The organism is Caldisphaera sp. (genome assembly GCF_049974385.1).
GTDB lineage: Archaea > Thermoproteota > Thermoprotei_A > Sulfolobales > Acidilobaceae > Caldisphaera.
The window spans coordinates 1-17,020 of record NZ_JBMFIW010000003.1 but is presented as its reverse complement, the minus strand read 5'-3'; the positions used below and the strand labels follow the sequence as shown (position 1 = coordinate 17,020).

Annotated in this window: 24 protein-coding genes; 4 read left to right on the top strand and 20 right to left on the bottom strand. The window is 31.2% G+C overall.

Annotated features, from left to right (window positions below; genetic code table 11):
- The first annotated feature begins 61 nt into the window (after window positions 1–61).
- From ACP5GV_RS01295 to ACP5GV_RS01285, 3 genes are read left to right on the top strand one after another with little or no spacing between them, the layout of a single operon-like run.
- On the top strand, window positions 62–499 hold the full coding sequence (locus tag ACP5GV_RS01295) for a hypothetical protein (protein WP_428069301.1): 438 nt from the start codon (window positions 62–64) through the stop codon (window positions 497–499).
- A gap of 5 nt (window positions 500–504) precedes the next feature.
- A complete protein-coding gene (locus tag ACP5GV_RS01290; RefSeq protein ID WP_428101847.1) occupies window positions 505–1,920 on the top strand; it encodes a type II/IV secretion system ATPase subunit in 1,416 nt (471 codons plus the stop codon).
- On the top strand, window positions 1,917–3,299 hold the full coding sequence (locus tag ACP5GV_RS01285) for a hypothetical protein (RefSeq protein ID WP_428101845.1): 1,383 nt from the start codon (window positions 1,917–1,919) through the stop codon (window positions 3,297–3,299). Before ACP5GV_RS01290 ends, ACP5GV_RS01285 begins: the two co-directional genes overlap by 4 nt.
- On the opposite strand, the gene ACP5GV_RS01280 is transcribed toward ACP5GV_RS01285, so the two are convergent.
- The gene (locus ACP5GV_RS01280) at window positions 3,288–3,794 is read right to left on the bottom strand and encodes a hypothetical protein (RefSeq protein ID WP_428069307.1); all 507 of its coding nucleotides are present in this window, start codon (window positions 3,792–3,794) and stop codon (window positions 3,288–3,290) included. The genes ACP5GV_RS01285 and ACP5GV_RS01280 overlap by 12 nt on opposite strands.
- Window position 3,795: 1 nt before the next feature.
- Window positions 3,796–4,929: a DUF373 family protein gene (locus tag ACP5GV_RS01275; RefSeq protein ID WP_428101843.1), complete on the bottom strand. Its 1,134-nt coding sequence runs from the start codon at window positions 4,927–4,929 to the stop codon at window positions 3,796–3,798.
- Between the two features lie 146 nt (window positions 4,930–5,075).
- Between ACP5GV_RS01275 and pdo the strand changes: the two genes are divergently transcribed.
- Window positions 5,076–5,813, top strand: coding sequence for a protein disulfide oxidoreductase (gene pdo, locus ACP5GV_RS01270; protein WP_428069311.1), 738 nt, complete (start codon window positions 5,076–5,078; stop codon window positions 5,811–5,813).
- On the opposite strand, the gene ACP5GV_RS01265 is transcribed toward pdo, so the two are convergent.
- From ACP5GV_RS01265 to ACP5GV_RS01180, 18 genes are all read right to left on the bottom strand, one after another.
- Window positions 5,810–6,979, bottom strand: a complete 1,170-nt coding sequence (locus ACP5GV_RS01265; protein ID WP_428101841.1) for a hypothetical protein — start codon at window positions 6,977–6,979, stop codon at window positions 5,810–5,812. The two genes, pdo and ACP5GV_RS01265, sit on opposite strands and share 4 nt — an antisense overlap.
- A gap of 71 nt (window positions 6,980–7,050) precedes the next feature.
- Window positions 7,051–7,446, bottom strand: a complete 396-nt coding sequence (locus ACP5GV_RS01260) for a 30S ribosomal protein S8 (protein WP_292320494.1) — start codon at window positions 7,444–7,446, stop codon at window positions 7,051–7,053.
- Window positions 7,447–7,457: 11 nt separating this feature from the next.
- Window positions 7,458–7,622, bottom strand: a complete 165-nt coding sequence (locus tag ACP5GV_RS01255) for a 30S ribosomal protein S14 (RefSeq protein ID WP_292320496.1) — start codon at window positions 7,620–7,622, stop codon at window positions 7,458–7,460.
- Between the two features lie 10 nt (window positions 7,623–7,632).
- Window positions 7,633–8,193 (bottom strand): 50S ribosomal protein L5, encoded by a 561-nt coding sequence (locus ACP5GV_RS01250; RefSeq protein ID WP_292320497.1) that lies wholly within the window; start codon window positions 8,191–8,193, stop codon window positions 7,633–7,635.
- The gene (locus ACP5GV_RS01245) at window positions 8,190–8,948 is read right to left on the bottom strand and encodes a 30S ribosomal protein S4e (protein WP_428069315.1); all 759 of its coding nucleotides are present in this window, start codon (window positions 8,946–8,948) and stop codon (window positions 8,190–8,192) included. Before ACP5GV_RS01245 ends, ACP5GV_RS01250 begins: the two co-directional genes overlap by 4 nt.
- Window positions 8,948–9,391 (bottom strand): 50S ribosomal protein L24, encoded by a 444-nt coding sequence (gene rplX / locus ACP5GV_RS01240; protein ID WP_292320501.1) that lies wholly within the window; start codon window positions 9,389–9,391, stop codon window positions 8,948–8,950. The genes ACP5GV_RS01245 and rplX overlap by 1 nt, the downstream gene beginning before the upstream one ends.
- Window positions 9,392–9,401: 10 nt before the next feature.
- On the bottom strand, window positions 9,402–9,824 hold the full coding sequence (locus tag ACP5GV_RS01235; RefSeq protein ID WP_292320503.1) for a 50S ribosomal protein L14: 423 nt from the start codon (window positions 9,822–9,824) through the stop codon (window positions 9,402–9,404).
- 14 nt (window positions 9,825–9,838) lie between these two features.
- Window positions 9,839–10,180 carry a 30S ribosomal protein S17 gene (locus ACP5GV_RS01230; protein WP_292320505.1) on the bottom strand — a complete coding sequence of 114 codons (342 nt, stop codon included), beginning with the start codon at window positions 10,178–10,180 and terminating at the stop codon, window positions 9,839–9,841.
- 226 nt (window positions 10,181–10,406) lie between these two features.
- Window positions 10,407–10,991 carry a GNAT family N-acetyltransferase gene (locus tag ACP5GV_RS01225; RefSeq protein WP_428069318.1) on the bottom strand — a complete coding sequence of 195 codons (585 nt, stop codon included), beginning with the start codon at window positions 10,989–10,991 and terminating at the stop codon, window positions 10,407–10,409.
- 223 nt (window positions 10,992–11,214) lie between these two features.
- Window positions 11,215–11,487 carry a ribonuclease P protein component 1 gene (locus ACP5GV_RS01220; RefSeq protein ID WP_428069320.1) on the bottom strand — a complete coding sequence of 91 codons (273 nt, stop codon included), beginning with the start codon at window positions 11,485–11,487 and terminating at the stop codon, window positions 11,215–11,217.
- A gap of 12 nt (window positions 11,488–11,499) precedes the next feature.
- A complete protein-coding gene (gene rpmC, locus ACP5GV_RS01215; RefSeq protein WP_428069322.1) occupies window positions 11,500–11,694 on the bottom strand; it encodes an uL29 family ribosomal protein in 195 nt (64 codons plus the stop codon).
- Window positions 11,687–12,433 carry an uS3 family ribosomal protein gene (locus ACP5GV_RS01210; protein ID WP_428101839.1) on the bottom strand — a complete coding sequence of 249 codons (747 nt, stop codon included), beginning with the start codon at window positions 12,431–12,433 and terminating at the stop codon, window positions 11,687–11,689. The genes rpmC and ACP5GV_RS01210 overlap by 8 nt, the downstream gene beginning before the upstream one ends.
- Before the next feature lie 4 nt (window positions 12,434–12,437).
- Window positions 12,438–12,911 (bottom strand): 50S ribosomal protein L22, encoded by a 474-nt coding sequence (rplV, locus tag ACP5GV_RS01205; protein WP_292320515.1) that lies wholly within the window; start codon window positions 12,909–12,911, stop codon window positions 12,438–12,440.
- Between the two features lie 10 nt (window positions 12,912–12,921).
- The gene (locus ACP5GV_RS01200) at window positions 12,922–13,359 is read right to left on the bottom strand and encodes a 30S ribosomal protein S19 (protein ID WP_292320517.1); all 438 of its coding nucleotides are present in this window, start codon (window positions 13,357–13,359) and stop codon (window positions 12,922–12,924) included.
- A gap of 128 nt (window positions 13,360–13,487) precedes the next feature.
- Window positions 13,488–13,916 carry an AbrB/MazE/SpoVT family DNA-binding domain-containing protein gene (locus tag ACP5GV_RS01195; RefSeq protein ID WP_428101836.1) on the bottom strand — a complete coding sequence of 143 codons (429 nt, stop codon included), beginning with the start codon at window positions 13,914–13,916 and terminating at the stop codon, window positions 13,488–13,490.
- A gap of 251 nt (window positions 13,917–14,167) precedes the next feature.
- Window positions 14,168–15,901: a methionine--tRNA ligase gene (gene metG / locus ACP5GV_RS01190; RefSeq protein WP_428101833.1), complete on the bottom strand. Its 1,734-nt coding sequence runs from the start codon at window positions 15,899–15,901 to the stop codon at window positions 14,168–14,170.
- A gap of 94 nt (window positions 15,902–15,995) precedes the next feature.
- Entirely contained in the window at window positions 15,996–16,346 is a 351-nt protein-coding gene (locus tag ACP5GV_RS01185; RefSeq protein WP_428069338.1) for an RPA12/RPB9/RPC11 RNA polymerase family protein, read from the bottom strand.
- Between the two features lie 50 nt (window positions 16,347–16,396).
- Window positions 16,397–16,663 carry a hypothetical protein gene (locus ACP5GV_RS01180; protein ID WP_428069329.1) on the bottom strand — a complete coding sequence of 89 codons (267 nt, stop codon included), beginning with the start codon at window positions 16,661–16,663 and terminating at the stop codon, window positions 16,397–16,399.
- Window positions 16,664–17,020 lie beyond the last annotated feature (357 nt).

Sequence of the window (17,020 nt, the reverse complement as noted above, 5' to 3'; positions counted from 1 at the left end):
AGCATTTCTATATTGAAATGAAAATAATTTTTAGCATAAAAGATCTATTTGGTGAATGAACTTGAGAAAGAGAAGTCTGTCTAATTTAATTGGCACTGTTATTTTAATTAGCGCAACATTAATTGGAGGTGTTCTTGTTTACAATTATTTCCAAAAATCTTTAACTACAATGGAAAATATGGGACAAGGTGTAAATATAATAGCAAACTCACAGACAATTAGCAGTAATAGCCAAATTATATATATAAAAATCACAAACGATATGCAGAGTCAAATTAAAATAACCGGAATATATGGAATTTATCAAAATGGAACGCAAGAAAACATAACACTATCGTCAAACAATATAGTTCCTGATGTAATAAATAAATATATTAATCCTGGTGAGTCAATATCATTTGTTGTTTATACGTCGTCTAGTTTGCAATCAATATTTCTACAATATAACGATACACAATCAAACACAATTATGTCAACTCAACCAGTTAATCTAAAGTGATTAAATTGAGACTAGGCTTAGAAAAAGCCTTCAAAATAATTAAAAATAATAAAACCGAGGAAAAAGATACAAAAGAAAATTTTTATGAGCAGGAAGATAATCTTTTTAAAAATCCACCAAAATGGTCAGTTATTGCACAATATAAAATAGGCCCAGTTAATTATTATGTATATAGAGGAGAAGATAATCTAGTTCACCTTTACATAAATGAACCAAAAATAGAAATGAATATAGATTTACTGACAGGATTGAAAAAGGATACAAACGAAGAAGAAAGATATCTAATTAATAAATATAAAAGCGGTTATGGAAAAATCTATCCATTAATTATTGACCCCCATATAGATGAAATATCATATAATGGATATACTAATAATATAAGCGCTATACACAAATTAGTTCCATCGAGATGGATCATGGTTGATATAAAATTAGAAAAAGAAGAATCTGATTCCTTAGTTATTGAACTTGCTAGAAAAGCAAATAAAGTGGTTAGTCTTACTACCCCATATATAGAAGGTATAACAGATGATGGCAATAGGGTATCTGTTTCGTTCCTTAATGAAATCTCCCATTTTGGCAGTAACTTTGTTCTAAGAAAATATCCAGAAAAGCCATTGACCATGTCTGATTTACTTGCATCCAAAGTGTTAAGCCCCATTATAGCGGCATATATATGGCTTTTGGCTGAGGCGCAGGGATTTTTGATAATATCTGGAAGCATGGGAAGCGGAAAGACGACTTTATTACAATCAATAGCAAGTCTTTTACCACCTTATAGCAAAGTAATTACAATAGAAGATACCCCTGAACTAAAGTTAATCTCACCAAATTGGGATTCTTTTATAACAAGGCCAAAACTTCCTGGTAGCGAAGTCCAAGAAATCAATATGGAAGACTTATTAAAATATGCATTAAGAAGAAGAGCAGATTATGTTATAGTAGGAGAAGTTAGAGGAAGAGAAGCAAAGGTGCTTGCGCAGGCTGCTACAAGTGGTTATGGAGCTATGACTACAATTCACTCAGATTCTCCTGAAGGAGTAATATCAAGGCTTACCTTAGAACCAATAAAGTTGCCTTCCCTTTTCATAAAGTCAATTACAGCAATAATCCAAATAAGAACATTACCTTCCTTAGGAGGAAAGGCGATAAGAAGGGTATATGAAATAGACGAAGTTGATGATGAGGAATTATTAAATATATACAAGCTAGGATATCAAACGAATGATATAGATAATATCGTAAGAAAAAGCAAGAAACTAGAGATTGCAAGCAACAGACTTGGGTTCAATTATAATGAAATCTCTGAAGAAATGAAATCTAGAATAGAATTTTTAGAAAATACCATAGGGAAAAGCCCTGAAGATTTCTATGTTTCTTTATCAAGATACTATGTAGAAAAATATGGAGATGTATTATGATAAGCATCTATATTAAAAAGTTTGATTACTTAAAACTAGATATAAAAACCATAATTCTAATTAAAAAAGTAAGTAGACTACTTAAAATGATCTCTTTTTTAATGTTTATTATTTTAATTTACCTAATAATAGTCCATAAATTTTTTATTGTTTCTTTGCTAAGTTTAATTTCAATATTGTTTTTCTTTTCTGATTTTTGGATTCCAGAGATTTGGCTTAAGATCTTAAATAATGGAATCGAATATGAGTTACCATCTCTTTTGGCATTTCTAATACCATATGCCTCTACAACAAGAAACCTTATAGATTTATTGCTAACTATGCCAGATTCCTTAAAATTAAAGTATATAAAGAAAGAAATTGAAAGACTTAAAATTATTTTGAATTTTACCCAAGATAGTAGAAAGGCTTTATCCAAACTGGGTGAAACGACACCTAATTTAAGATTTAAGAGGCTTATTGTAGATTATGTTCAATCAGAATATATGGGGACTTCGAAGAATAAAATTGCAATGCTTTTATATAAGTATGCAATTTATGGAATAAGGGATGGATGGAAAAATTATATAGAGCTGGGTAAGGAATTTGTGGAAATCAGCATAGGGATTATTTTATCAATAGGCGTATTAGCAATATTAATATTATTTAATGGATCAAACTTATTATTTATTGTATTAGTCTTTGGATTATTTTTCATTCCTTTAATTTCTATCCTGCTGCTCTTATTGAGACCAAAAATAGGTGAGCCTCAAGACAACTATTTCGTTGAAATTTTATCCATAGTATTCCCATTAATCTCTTCTTTTCTCATATTAAAAAGCATGGTTTACTTTTCATTAATACCGCTTATAATAGGCTCTATAATATTAGAATTTTATTATAGAGAAACAGAGAAAAGAATTGATATAGCTTTATCAAATTTAAGAACAGCCTCAGAAAAAGCAAAGATTGGAAAAAGGTTTGATTTAGAGTTAAACAGAGCTAAAATATTAGCAAACAATATAATTCAAGCTATTTTGGAATCAGAAAAAATAGCTGGAAAAATAGGAGTTAGCAATGCCATAGAAGGAATTAGACTAATAATTGAAGAATCTAGAAGACTATCAAACTCTATAAAAGCACAGTCAATCTTTATGATGTCGATTGCTATTATTTCTCCACTAATATCAATATTTGCCATTAATATTATTTCTAGTACTTTTCTCAATTCATACCAATTCATACCAATTAACTATAACATGTTTTCTTTTTCAAAAATTATAATAGCATCCCTTTCTCCATTAACCGTTTTACCTATTTCAATATTATATAGAGGTAAAATTCCAACACTTATGCCAAGCTTACTATCTACATTGTTAGTTATATTATTACTCAGATAATAAATTAAAATAAAATAACCTTGACTCATAGTATGTTATTTCTCCATTTTTATCAACTATGGCTATAACTGGTATATGAGAATCTGCAACAGCTAAATTACTCCACTCTGCAATCTGAGAAGTAGTTATCGAATTACCTTCCCCTAATACTAAAACCTCAAATTTCTTAAGATTGGCTGTTTCGGAGATAAGAGTATTATCTCTTGAACCTTCCCAAACCCTTCTTCCTCTTCTCCTTAAATCAAAATAAACTAAAAAAATATTTAAAGGTATTTTATAATATTTTATGATTTCTAGTGCTTTTTTCCAACTCGTTTGGCCATTCATATTTGCCCTCTCAATAGCAACTAAATATGAACCTTCCAAACTGCTTATATAATTATTTACCATTAAACCATTTTTTTCTAATTGCTCACAAAAATCTTTGTTATTACAAGCTTTTACTGACATTTTTCCTTTTTCCATTGCTAACTCTAAGTAGTTTTCTTTTGACATTTTATTTCTCTTCCCTCTTCAAACGCCTAAAATATAAATAGTCAGCCAACTCAATTAAAGCTGCAACTCCAGCACCGGCAACACTATATAAAAGAAATCCACTCCCTATAAACAAATTAATTATTTCCGATCCGGTAATTATTCCTACTTTTAATCCATAATTTTCTAATGTTACTCCTAACTGAGCAAATGCGAAGGCTAAAGAAATAATTATTGCTATTGATGCTGTTTCTTTCAATATATTTAAGTTACTTTTTGTTACCTTGTAAAATATTCTAGAAACAACTATATACAATGTAAATCCAGCAAGCAAAATTGGTATTGAATTAGCTATTATGCTACCTGAAAATATTATGAGGTTTTCTTTACTTATTGCTGAATAATATCCGGCAAGAACACTAGCCAAAATAGTCACCCCTAATATACCTATACCTGCTATCTGAAAATGACTAGTTTCTCTTAAATATTTGGCAAACCCCGTTAATAGACTATAAGCTCTATCCTCTACATTAAATCCTTTTAATATTAAAAACACTCCTAAAACAGCTAGTATAATTTTTAATGCCAAAAATATGTACCCAAATACAGATAATATACCAAATAAAGCAATTAATATGCCTGGTATACCTAAGAAATATTTTGAATATTTAGGATCATCTATAGCCTTTCTTATATATCTTGCTAGTAAGAAATAGCTTCCTTCTACACCTAGATGCTGTTCAACTATAACCCTTCTCATACCTGCTATTGGTGCAAGCTCCCTTAATACCTCCGCTACCAAAAGCTCATCGGTACCATCACTTACCAAATAAAATTCCACATCTTTATTGCCAATTTTTTCTAGCAATTGTTTAACCCTATCTTTGATAAGGATTTGAGCCAACATGTTGTTTGTTGCATGACCCCCTACTATAGCTATCTCAGGATCATTGCTCGTTGCTTTTAAATTCTCATATAAATTAAGACCTGCAAATATTGCATTTGTGTCAGAATCTTCTGGCCTCTTTTCTGCGAAATCTATAGCAGCCTTCATAACTTCATCTTTACCAAATATCAGAGACCTACCAGTAACGTTACCTATATCATCATCAATATCTATTATTAATATTATTGGTTTTTTAGTTTTTTCTTCCACTATCCTTTGCCCATAATATCTATATGAATTCTAAAATAATAATATTTTCTTTCATCATTTTAAGATTTATTATTAAAGCTATTTTATTTAACGCGAGTTTATAATCTCTGGTTTTTAGCTAATAGTATGCTGATAGGGTGAAAAAAGTGTCGGGAAAGTATTATGATTTAGATCTTGACGAATCATTTATAAATGAACTAAAAGAAACTCTTGCATATATGGTAAATCCGGTAACAATTAGCGTATTTGTTGATGAAGAATGTGAAACATGCGAAGATACAATAAAACTAATAAATACTATAGCAGATGCTTCACCTATAAAAAATGGTAAAAAAATGATTGAAGTTAAAATATATAATAAATCAAATCAAGAAGATCTAAAGGAATTTCAAAAACAAGGAGTTGAAAGAGTTCCAGCAGTAACTCTCATAGGCGGGTTAATAAAGTATAGTGGAATACCTGCAGGAGAAGAAATAAGAGGATTTATTGAGACAATAATGAGGATAAGCGAGAATGACTCAGGATTAGAAAAAGAAACAAGAGAAGAGCTTGCAAAACTAAAAGGTAATGTACATATAGAGACTGTTATAACTCCCTCATGCCCATATTGCCCTTACGCAGTGCTATTATCAAACATGTTTGCATATGAAGCATACAAACAAAATAATCCGAAAATACTCTCTGAAACGGTAGAAGCTTATGAAAATATGGATATAGCAGAAAAATACGGTGTAATGAGCGTACCAGCAATAGCATTAAATGGTGTAGTATCTTTTGTGGGAGTTCCCTATGAAGAAGATTTCATAACGTATATAAAAGCAGCTGCAGAAAATAAACTAAAACAAATGGTTCCTAAAGAAGAAGGAGAAGCAACTGGAATCTAACTTTTCAAACTACTTAATAATTTATTTTTAATTGAAGATTCGTGGCTTAAATAGATTTTAGCTTTACAATAGCAACCTGAAGGCGATGGTATTCTATAGATTCCTGCACTATCTAATATATCGTAGCATCCAAGATGTGAACATATTTCCATTTTTTCAGTTCTTATTTTAGGTAAAATTTCAATTATTGAATTATATCCAGATACATTAAATATATCAAATTCTATTGTTTTATTATTAATTTCACTTAATATAACAGAAGAATAACCGCTTCTTATATGATTTATAATTTCATATCCATATGAAAAATTAGTATTAATATCTATTAAAGTATTAAAAGATTTTAAAATTCCACCCTTAACTATATAAAATGGTTTTGAAGAATTTATTTTTAGTTGGCCTGATTCAAATTCTAATTCAAAGCCATAGTTAGATACAAAACCAATTTCTGAATTCAAAACAAAAACATTTGTTCTAAAACTAGATTTTCTGGCATGAAATCTAAAAAACTTAAAAGGATAAAGGATAAAAAATGAAATGTCGTGATATGGTATATTAAAAATTATTTCGTTTTCATGATTAAATAAAAGTGTTATATCGTTGTTAGTAAAAAGGGTCCCTATATTAGTTTCATATATATTTATCCTGCCTAAAGAATACCTATCAATAACATTAAATTGTAAAGAACCTATGTTATAAGTACTTTTCCCTTCTACTTTTTTTACTTCTAAACATTCCTGAGTCTTTACTTTTGAAAATGGATCTGAATCTCTTACATAAATTTTCTTATTATTGTAGCTAAAACAATTTCCATAATTTAGCTCGTTAAGAATTGGTGCATGAGGAATAAACCCTAATGGATTAATTATGTAACTATCTTGAATTGCTGTATTTGGACTATAGCTTTTATAATTGAAAACCAAGTTTTTTATTGGTTTATCAGGAATACTCGACAACAAGCCTCCACCATTAATTTTCAGTTGGTAAGTATTGCAGCACAGCCATGTTAACTTTATACTGGCGCCAATTCTAACATCATAGATACCATTATTGTTAGCAATTGCAGGGAAACTTGGTATATTCAAAATCTCTTCTTTAAATATATCGTCTTTTTTAAAATTTTCAAAAAAATCAAACCACTCTTTAAATATTAAGCTTTTCTCCAATTATTTGACCTCCAACCTAATTTTTATTAATTAATAAAACAAAAATAATTTATACATAAAATAAATCTGCTTTAATAAACATATGCTATTATAATTCCTCCAGTTTTTTTGACTAGAGCGTCTTTATGAGTCATAACGCCTTGATTTGTAGACAAAATTAGATGACCAAGATCTCTACTTGCTAAGAATCTTCTTAAGTTCTCCGGAAGCCTTAATAATTCATTATATTTTATAGAAACCCTTGGCCTAACTGGACCTATTTTATTAATTCTTCCTAATAGCTGTACTTTAAACTTTCCAAATCTACCATCATCAACATATTCAAATTCTCCTATATATCCCTCTTTTTGGAGAACTCTTAGAACAGATGCCGAGAGCTTTGAAGCGGGTAACAATACAACTTCTCTTTCTCCCCTAAGCTCAGAATTCATTATTGAAGATAAATGATAAGCCAAAACATCTACCATTATCTATCACCTTACTTATATTTCTTAAACCCTAATGAGGGAGCTACCTCCCTAAAACACTGTCTGCATAAATAAATTCCATATTTTTGAATAACAGCATCTCTTGTTCCACACCTTTGACACTTCTGAGCTCCACGTCCAATACTTTTTACTTTTGGTGGTTTATATTTTCCCATTGCATTCACCTCATATAAATGTGACTCCAAGTTCTTTACTGAGCAGCACTATTGTTTCCTCTGGTTTCACTCTATGCCTTATCGGCATTTTAGATGTTTTAATCTTTCTCTTTTCTATTCTATATCCAGGTTTTTCTACTGTTATTATTACATCCATCCCTACTATACCTATTTCAGGATCATATCTAGCTCCTGGCAATAATATATACTCAGTTATTCCAAATCCTACGTTACCGAACTTATCAATACTACTCTTTTTGATTCTATAGCCAACTGCTTCAAGTGCCTTCTTTAAAAACGCATAAGCCTTTTCTCCTCTTAATGTAACCATGGTTGCTATATTTTCACCTTTTCTTATACCAAAAGGCCTTACAGTTTTTTTAGCCCTTCTTAAAGAAGCCTTTTGACCTGTAAGTTGAGTTAGTAAATCTTGTATTTTAACTAACTTTTCTCCTGATTGGCCTAACGCAATATTTACAGTTACCTTAACTATTCTTGGTTTAGTCATAGGATTTTCTTCCCATGACTTTAATATCTTATTTACCTCATTATCATCCAAAGCTATGCTCATAACTCTATCTCCTCCGGTAATGTAATAACAGGTTTCTCTTTTCCTACAACTAATACGTATTCAAGAGCTGTTTGTATCTTTTTACCATCTTTTCCTTCCAAAGTTATTGAAGTCCATTTCCAGCCCCATTGTTTATTTATAGATACTAGCTTGCCTAACCTACCTACGTTCTTTCCCCAAACTATTAATGCTGAATCCCCGATTTGGAATGGTATATGATCTTTTATATCTTGATTTGGTAACCCTATTAGTAAAGTATCCAATGTATTATACGGAACTTCCTTCTTCTCTTTTTCATTTAGTTTAATTAATATATTTCTACCTCCGCTAAGGTTCAATTGTATATTACCGCCTTTCACTACCGTTTTATTTTCTATCCTAACAGGTTTAATACTAGCTTCCTCTTTAGATATTTTATGCAACCTAAGATAATCTGTAGGATAGGGAATTACTCTATAATATTCATCATTCTCAGGTATTTCCAATACATCCATAGCACTTAAAGGATATTTATAATCCCTTACTACTTTTCCATCAACCTTAATTTTCCCTTCAGCAATTATTTTAATTGCTTCCTTGCCGGATTCGGCATATTTTAATAAATCCCTTAAAACTAACATTAAAGGAAGGCTTTGTTCAACTTTATGTGGACCTGGAGATGGTTTAACAGTCCATGGTCTAACTTTTCTTGGAACAGGCCAAAATACTGGTGCTGCCTTTGCTTTAATAGATCTGCTTCCTCCCATATTACCCATTACTTTTCACCCTCTTTTTCTTCTGGCTGTTTTTCTTCAACTTTAGCTTCTGAAACACTTTTTTCTTCTTGCGTTACCATTTTTCCTCCTCTCCTCTGTACAATTTTCTTTCTTTCTTCGTCTTTTAAATCTAAATCAGTGATGACTAGATTCCAAGGCCTAAATTTGACAGGTATTTCTGTCCCATCGGCTTTTTTCCTTGTAATACCCTCAATTTTAACAAACAATCTTTTTAGATCTACCTCTGATACCTTACCTGATTTTCCTTTATATGATCCTTTAACAACTTTAACCTTATCGCCTACTCTTAATGGCATGTTTCTAATTCCAAATTTTTCTCTTAGTTCTTTACTTAATTGTACAGTTACCAACTTATGTTTCAAATGAAGAGGCATATTAAATAAAAACTTACGCTGTTTCCTAGGACTAGATGATTTCATCATATATAACACCTCATATAATTGAGGTAGCAAGCTTAGCTACCGTAGGCCATCTTTCTGCTACTTCTTTTGGAACTGCACCTCTTATTTCGCTCCCTTTGGGAGTTCCATCAGGATTAACCAAAACTAGTGCATTGTCGTTAAATGATATCCAAGTACCATCAGACCTTTTATAAGGTCTTTTCTGTCTTATAACAACAGCATAACTTATTTGCTTTCTAACTTGAGGAGTTCCTTTCTTAATAGACACTACCACTAAATCCCCAACAGTTGCTCTTGCTAATCTCCTAACCCTGGTCTTCACTAATGGAACATCAACAATTAAAGCTTCCTTAGCTCCACTGTTATCTGCTACAAATGCTGTTGAACCAACTTGAAGACCTGCACTTAATCCTCTTCTTGAAAGCACTGCTCCATATTTCTTCCTCTTTGGCATTTATTTAGCACCCCTTATGTATGCTTACCTAAGATTACAAACTTTATAGTTTTTGATAATGGTCTAGTTTCACCAATTAATACTTTATCTCCTTCCTTTATATCTAAACATGCAGGAACATGCACGTGCTTTTTAGTTCTCCTCCACTCGTATCTTTTATACTTACGATCATAATACAAATACTCATGCCTTACAACTGCACTTTCCTTTGTTCTTAGCTTTTCAACAACAGCTTCTAATAATACACCTCTAACTTTAAGTGATCCATGCCATGGGCAATACGGATCACTACAGCTTTTTTGGGGCGGAACCACCCCAGGTATCTGCAAATTCTTTATTGTTTTCTGCTCTGGCATTAACCTTACACCTATCGCGATTCCTTATTTTACCGCACATCAAAAAGTAAAAAATGATACTTATAAACTCTATTGGAACTCTTACAATATGAAACCTATATATTCCTAAAAATTAAAAGAGCTAATAGATTTTCTTGCTATGTTAGATAACAAATGACATTTTTATTATTTTTATATATATTATTCTAAAAGTAAACATTAATAACCTAATTAATTAGATTATGTGCTAATCTTTAATATTTATCCCGAATTGTTTAATCTTTTTTTGAGCTTCACTAACCAACAGGTCTTTATTGCACATATAAAGAAGAAGAGTTTTTAATTTCTTTTTAATGTTATCATAAATAAATTCAGGCAATTCTGCTTTCTTTTCGCACTTTAAGTTTTCTAATATTTTTATAGATCTTATATTCTCAAGATCAACATAAGCCATAATATATTTGACATCAATTTTGAAAACCGCACTAAAAATTTGAGCATAGATAAGACCAGTTCCTCTGAACTCTTCAGATAAACCATACGCGATTTCTGCTATGTGAGGTTGGAGCATAATGCCAAATTTCGGGCCTATAGTAACTATCACATCACCAACAACATAGTTATCGCTTATAGCCAGATCAATATTTATTTCTTTGTTTTTAATTCTATTTTCTAGCACATCTGGTTTGCTAAGTTTACCTGTATAATTGAATAGCCTATATGAAGTAAAATCATTAATTAACTTAGACCAAAACGCTATGATCTTTTCTGAATCCTTTGGATTTGCTTCCCTAAGCTCAATTATTCTTCCATCTTTCAAATTAATAAACAATATTATTCGCCTTTATTCTTTGAAACTTGATACTTTTTAAAACTACTCTAATTACAAAATTTAAATATTATTACGTATAAATAAAAACAAAATATAGACTTACAAAATCATGTTTAGAGATTTGTAACATGCTTTTTCAATTCAAATAATCATAAATCTAAAGCATTAAGCTAAAAAGTAAAAAATTATCTAAAAAGTAATTTGTATTAAACAATAACAAATATCATTTTAATATATTTTTAGCTCTGTCTTCAGGCCTTCCTATCAACTCGTCTCCTAAAATAATTATTTTTTCACTATCGACTCTAAATTCAAGAACTGCCCCTTTTTTTAAAATTTTTAATTTATCTTTATCTGTTTCCAAAACTATAGTATTTTTTGTTTCATAAAATATTCTTCCACATTTACCTTCTAAAGAAGGATCCAAATGCTTAATGATACAAACTTCTAATCCAATTATTTCATGATATAATAAATTTTTTCTATTTATTTTCAAAAAAGGTCACATTTATTTACTTTGAGTCTTTTTCTTTTCATTAAGTAATGTCAAGATTCTGGCCTTATTTTTTCTAAGCTGTTTTATTCTAGCTGGATTATCAAGTGAACCTGTAGATGCCTTATGCCTTAATACTGTCAAATCAGATATCGTATCATTTAATATTTTCTTAATTTCTTCATCCTGCATTTTTCTCAGTTCACTCATTTTGAGCTTGTATTTCCCCACCTTCCTCAACCTCCTTTTCTTCACTTATTTCTTCCATCATTTCCTCTAGTTTTTCTTGTCCTTCCACAGATTTAATTTCTTCTACCTGCTCCCTTAAAGATTGAATAACATTTTTGATTTCATCTTCTCCTTTCTCATATATATGCGGTTGTGATGCCTGTTGCTTAACTATAATAACCCTCACACCATAAACTCCTTGAGGAAGTTTTGCACCTGAAACTGCTTTATCAACATATTGATCCACAATATCCCCAGTTTTGATTACCTTACCCATTTGAAGCTTCTCAAATTTAGCTCTTTCATTCGTTAATTTACCGCTTATTACTATTTCTGCCCCAATAGCACCAGCTTCTATTATTCTCCTTAATGTTGCCATAGCAACCCTTCTAAAATGATAACCCATTTCTAAAGATCTAGCAACTCTAAATGCTTGAACTCTTGCATTAAGCTCCATATTATCTGGTTGACTAACAGTTACTTGAGCGTTTTCTAAACCAAAGACTTTCTGGAACACTCCTTGCAACCTTCTAATTGTTGCTCCTTTCCTACCAATTATAAGTGCAGGTCTTTCCGCATATATGTGAATTCTTGTGCCAAGACCACTTTGAATTATATGAACTCCAGAATATCCCGCTGTATAGAAGTTTTGAGCAAGATATTCATCTATCTTTGCTCTAAGCATTGCCTGATCTAAGAAGTATTTTTTTATTCTAGACATAACTTCATCCCTCCATTCTAACTATCACTTCTACATTTGACCTGAATTTTCTAATTATATCAGCTCTTCCGAAGGCTCTAGGCATAGCTCTTTTTAATGTTAGGCCCTTGCTCACACCTATGTGAGATATAACTAATTTATCTACTTCTAATCCTTTATTTTCTGCATTATTTTCCACATTTTCTAGCAATTTTAAAACATATCTAGAAGCTTTGATGGGATATCTACCAGAAGGTACGCCCCATCTATCGCTTAAACCTCTTTTATGAGAAACCTTTTTGTTAGATCTTCTAAATGGTATTGGCTCTTTCTGTTCAATTACATTTTCTAAGAATTTTTCAGCTTTCTTTAAATTCATACCATTTATTGCCTTTGCTATCTCAACTATTACCTTAGGATGTACAGGAACTTCCCTAATTACTGCTTTTGCAATTTTACTTTCGTCGGGAATTTTAACTGAATAACTCCATTCTGGCAATTAAATCACCTCACACTTTAGCAGCTACATGCAAGCTGCTCTTAGATGCCTTTAATCCAGGCTCTCCATGATGAACAGTTTTTGTTGTATGGCTATATTCTCCAAGTCTATGCCCAATCATTTCTGGGGTTATTTTTACCGAAACGTATTCCTTACCATTATGAACTGCTATTGTTAACCCAATCATTTCTGGCAATATAACTAAATCCCTAACATGAGTTTTGATTACTGTATTTACTTTGCTAGGATCCTGCTGAATAGCCTTCCTAAGAGCTCTGATCTTAGCTAACAATGTTTTCTGAGAAGGCGTAAAACCCCTCGTTAAGCTTCTCCTAGATCTTGATGGAAATAACTTTACTAATTCGTCCATAGGCATATTTAGTAATTCTTCTAAAGTCTTTCCTCTATATTTAAATCGCTTCCATTCTGGTTTCAGTTCAATCGACATTTCTTTCACCTAACTGGCTCGCGCGCTTTCTAGCAATTCCTAGTTATTTATACTCCTTTAAAATCCTTTTATGCTATAATGAAATAAATTTAAATAAATTATTTAGTAAATTTTATTCAAAAACAAGTTTAATATGAAGGAACTTCAAATTGCTTTACTCTTACCTGGGTAACAACATCGATAGATTCTAATGCTGATTTTAGTTTATCAGCATCGATAGAACTCTGACTAATGTCTATAATAAATGTGCACTCTCCTTCCTCTCTCCTTGTTATAGATGTGCATCTATTTGCAATAATGTCTATTTTATACTCTGCAATTTTATCAATAACCTTTGCTAACGATCCCGGTTTATCTATCATATCAATGCTTATCTCTAAGACTTTAGCATTTTCAGATAATATAGGGCTTATTACTATTTCTTTTTTATCACTATCAGCTAATAATGCAACTAGCATTCCTGGTTCTATACCTAAGTTTTCCCTCATGGTTTGAGGTATCGTTATCCTGCCTTTGGAATCTACCTTAACCAATCCAGTAATTCTACTACTTGACACAAAGTACACCCCATTAAATTCTCAACCTATTTTACGTACATCCTTTCTATTATAGATAAGTTAAGAGATATAAAATTTTACTTTTTGTAACAGTTTTCAATTTAAAATAAAAAAATTCAGAAAGTATTAGCGTATTTTACAAACATTTGCGGTCAGAGTGAGACTAGGTATTTCATCCCTCCATCATTGGTTGCCCACGTCATCATACCGCTAATATTTAGTCGGTATCATGTGCTTTTATATATTATTTATTAAGATTTAGCTATGTTGATTTCCTTCAACAAATGTGGTCTCTTTGAATTTGCCTCCTCTCTTGCTTTCTTTATTATATTATCTATGTTATCTAAAAAGTCATCTGGTAATTTCTTAAAAATTGGTTCAATTTCATTTAATTTCATTCCAAATTCTACATCATTGTATAGAATTTCATTCCATTTAACCTCATATATATTTGTGCTATAACCCAATTGCTTCCAAATAATATTGGAAGTTGAAGGCATAAATGGATATAAAAGCAATGATATATTCTTTATAATATTAGCAGAAACGTTCATAACCCCCTTTGCAAGTTTAATGTCTTTGCGATATAACTCCCACGGAGCTCTATCGTTAAGATATTTGTTTCCAAGTCTTGCTATTGATAAAATGCTATCTGTTGCTTTTTTAAGCCTAACTTCATCCAAACTTTGTTTATATTCGTTTATATAGGAATAGGCAATTTTATTTGTTTCTATATCTATACCTTCTAGTTTTTCTGGTTCAGGTATGACGCCATTAAATCTTGATTTCAATAACGAAAATACTCTATAAATAAAATTACCAATATCATCATTTAATTCATTGTTTACTATTTTTACAAATTCTTTCCAGGTGAAATTAGAATCTCCTCCTTCAGGCCTAGTTCTAATTAATACCCATCTCCAATATTCTGCCGGTGCTATATTTATTGCCTCATCAAGCCATATACCTATTTTCCTACTCTTACTGAATTTTTGGCCTTCATACATCAAATACTCTGTAGAATTTATTTTCCATGGAAGGATGTAATCTTCCTCTGATGCAATTAGCATGGCAGGCAGCACAATAGCGTGAAAAGGTATGTTGTCTTTTCCTATAAAATATATGGATTTGGTTTCTTTGTCTTGCCAATATTCTTTCCATGCATCATTTTCTTTCCCAATTTTCATTAAATATTCTTTAGTTGCACTTAAATAACCTAAAAGAGCGTCAAACCATACATAAATAGTTTTATTTTGAGTATCCGGAAAAGGAGATTCTATACCCCAACTTATATCTCTTGTTATGCTTCTCGGCTTCAATCCATGCTTTACCCATGATATACTATAATTTTTAACATTATCATCCAATTCACTATTATTAATAAGCCAGTTAAGTAACTTCTCTTGAACCTTAGATAAGTCTATAAAGTAATTTTTTGTCCTTATCCAAACAGGAGTTGATCCACATAAAGAACACCTAGGGTTTATCAAATCTCTAGGTGATAATAACCTACCGCATTTATCGCATTGATCGCCATGAGCTTGATCAAATCCGCAATAAGGGCATGTTCCTACAACATATCTATCTGGCAAAAACATTTTATCATTTAAACAATAAGGAAGCTCTTCTTCCATTGGAAAAATATAGCCCTTTTCATAAATTTTCATTAAAAATTCTTTAACGAATTCTTTATGAACTTCACTTTCTGTTCTTGAGAATAAACTGAAATCAAAATTGAACTCTTTAAATAAATTTACCATGTATTCATGAACTTGGTCAGTTAATTCTTTAGGTTTAACTTTTCTTTTCCTTGCTTCTAATTCTATTGGAGTTCCATGCTCATCGCTGCCTGTAACAAATATGACATCATTTCCTAATGCTTTAAGATACCTTGCATATACATCTGCGCTTAATAAATGAAGAACAGTTCCTAAATGTGGAATGAAATCTGAATATGGCCATGCTGATGCAACAATGTATTTCATTTCTCCTCACCTGCTTGGCTCAAAACTACTTAATATACGCTAAATATAAAGCTTTATTAGTAATTACATTTAAGATCTAGGTTTTATTTAACTGTTAAGCATATTCCCTCCAAGTATATCCACATCTTTTACATTTATAAAATCTTGTTGGAGGCTCATCTGCAGCTCTTGTTTGCATCATCCAAGCCAATATTTCATCATTACCACACTTAGGACATCTTATACTACCCTTTAATACCTGTGCTGTCGGAGGTGGAGAATCGGAGTCGATAACTATGGTCTTATCTTTAGGAGTGTGCTGGATCTTTTCTTTTACCTTTAAAGCATTCGACAAGCTATTTTGATCAGCTTCTATTTTATATCCACATTTTGGGCAAACTAGATACGTTTTGCCTTCTATATGTTTTGGCTTCATTATACTTCCACATTTTGGGCAAAACATCATTGAACTCTGCACCACTTACCTCGCCCCCAATCTATTGTATTTTGCAATTATTAACTCCTTTTTGTATTCTTTAAATATCTATCTATATTCTCTAAGAGCGTTTCATTAATACCTTTACTATTTTTAATTGTTGACCTTCTTTGATACTTTTTAGCTGTTTTATCTCCGCAATCTATTATATCTGATAGTAAAGTTTTGCAGTAAGGGCATACTCTTATAAATTCTTTGTTATCTATCCTGCAATTGCTTGTTGCTACCCTTCTTTTACAAATATCACAATATTCCCAAGATAATGTAATCCTCAAGTTTATCGCCATGATCCTAATCTATACTATTTGAGAGGGGTATTAAATTATTTTACCTCTGCAAACATTTTATATCAAGCATATTAAATAGATCAACCTTACTAAATTATGAAAGAGTTCCCCTTTTCCCCATGTTCTCATATACTGTTCTTAATTATGTTTTTATTTAAGTTTTTAATTTTACTGAAAATTTAAATTCTTCCCTTATTCATATATTAATAGTTTGTTCAAAACTGATGGCATTATAATCTAAGGGGTTTGGGCTTCATTGAATTTTCATGAATTTATATCTAATTCTCAGCCCTTGGGCTTCACCAGGGTCACGGGATAACCCGTTACCCCTCCGCCCCTTTAGCGGGATAACCCCAA

Coding starts and splice junctions, on each gene's coding strand:
- ACP5GV_RS01285 (WP_428101845.1), top strand. CDS start 1,917: ATGATAAGCATCTATATTAAAAAGTTTGATTACTTAAAACTAGATATA.
- ACP5GV_RS01280 (WP_428069307.1), bottom strand. CDS start 3,794: ATGTCAAAAGAAAACTACTTAGAGTTAGCAATGGAAAAAGGAAAAATG.
- ACP5GV_RS01260 (WP_292320494.1), bottom strand. CDS start 7,446: ATGGTAGATGTTTTGGCTTATCATTTATCTTCAATAATGAATTCTGAG.
- ACP5GV_RS01255 (WP_292320496.1), bottom strand. CDS start 7,622: ATGGGAAAATATAAACCACCAAAAGTAAAAAGTATTGGACGTGGAGCT.
- ACP5GV_RS01250 (WP_292320497.1), bottom strand. CDS start 8,193: ATGAGCATAGCTTTGGATGATAATGAGGTAAATAAGATATTAAAGTCA.
- ACP5GV_RS01245 (WP_428069315.1), bottom strand. CDS start 8,948: ATGGGTAATATGGGAGGAAGCAGATCTATTAAAGCAAAGGCAGCACCA.
- rplX (WP_292320501.1), bottom strand. CDS start 9,391: ATGATGAAATCATCTAGTCCTAGGAAACAGCGTAAGTTTTTATTTAAT.
- ACP5GV_RS01235 (WP_292320503.1), bottom strand. CDS start 9,824: ATGCCAAAGAGGAAGAAATATGGAGCAGTGCTTTCAAGAAGAGGATTA.
- ACP5GV_RS01230 (WP_292320505.1), bottom strand. CDS start 10,180: ATGCCAGAGCAGAAAACAATAAAGAATTTGCAGATACCTGGGGTGGTT.
- rpmC (WP_428069322.1), bottom strand. CDS start 11,694: ATGAGTGAACTGAGAAAAATGCAGGATGAAGAAATTAAGAAAATATTA.
- ACP5GV_RS01210 (WP_428101839.1), bottom strand. CDS start 12,433: ATGTCTAGAATAAAAAAATACTTCTTAGATCAGGCAATGCTTAGAGCA.
- ACP5GV_RS01200 (WP_292320517.1), bottom strand. CDS start 13,359: ATGTCGATTGAACTGAAACCAGAATGGAAGCGATTTAAATATAGAGGA.
- metG (WP_428101833.1), bottom strand. CDS start 15,901: ATGAAATACATTGTTGCATCAGCATGGCCATATTCAGATTTCATTCCA.
- ACP5GV_RS01185 (WP_428069338.1), bottom strand. CDS start 16,346: ATGATGTTTTGCCCAAAATGTGGAAGTATAATGAAGCCAAAACATATA.
- ACP5GV_RS01180 (WP_428069329.1), bottom strand. CDS start 16,663: ATGGCGATAAACTTGAGGATTACATTATCTTGGGAATATTGTGATATT.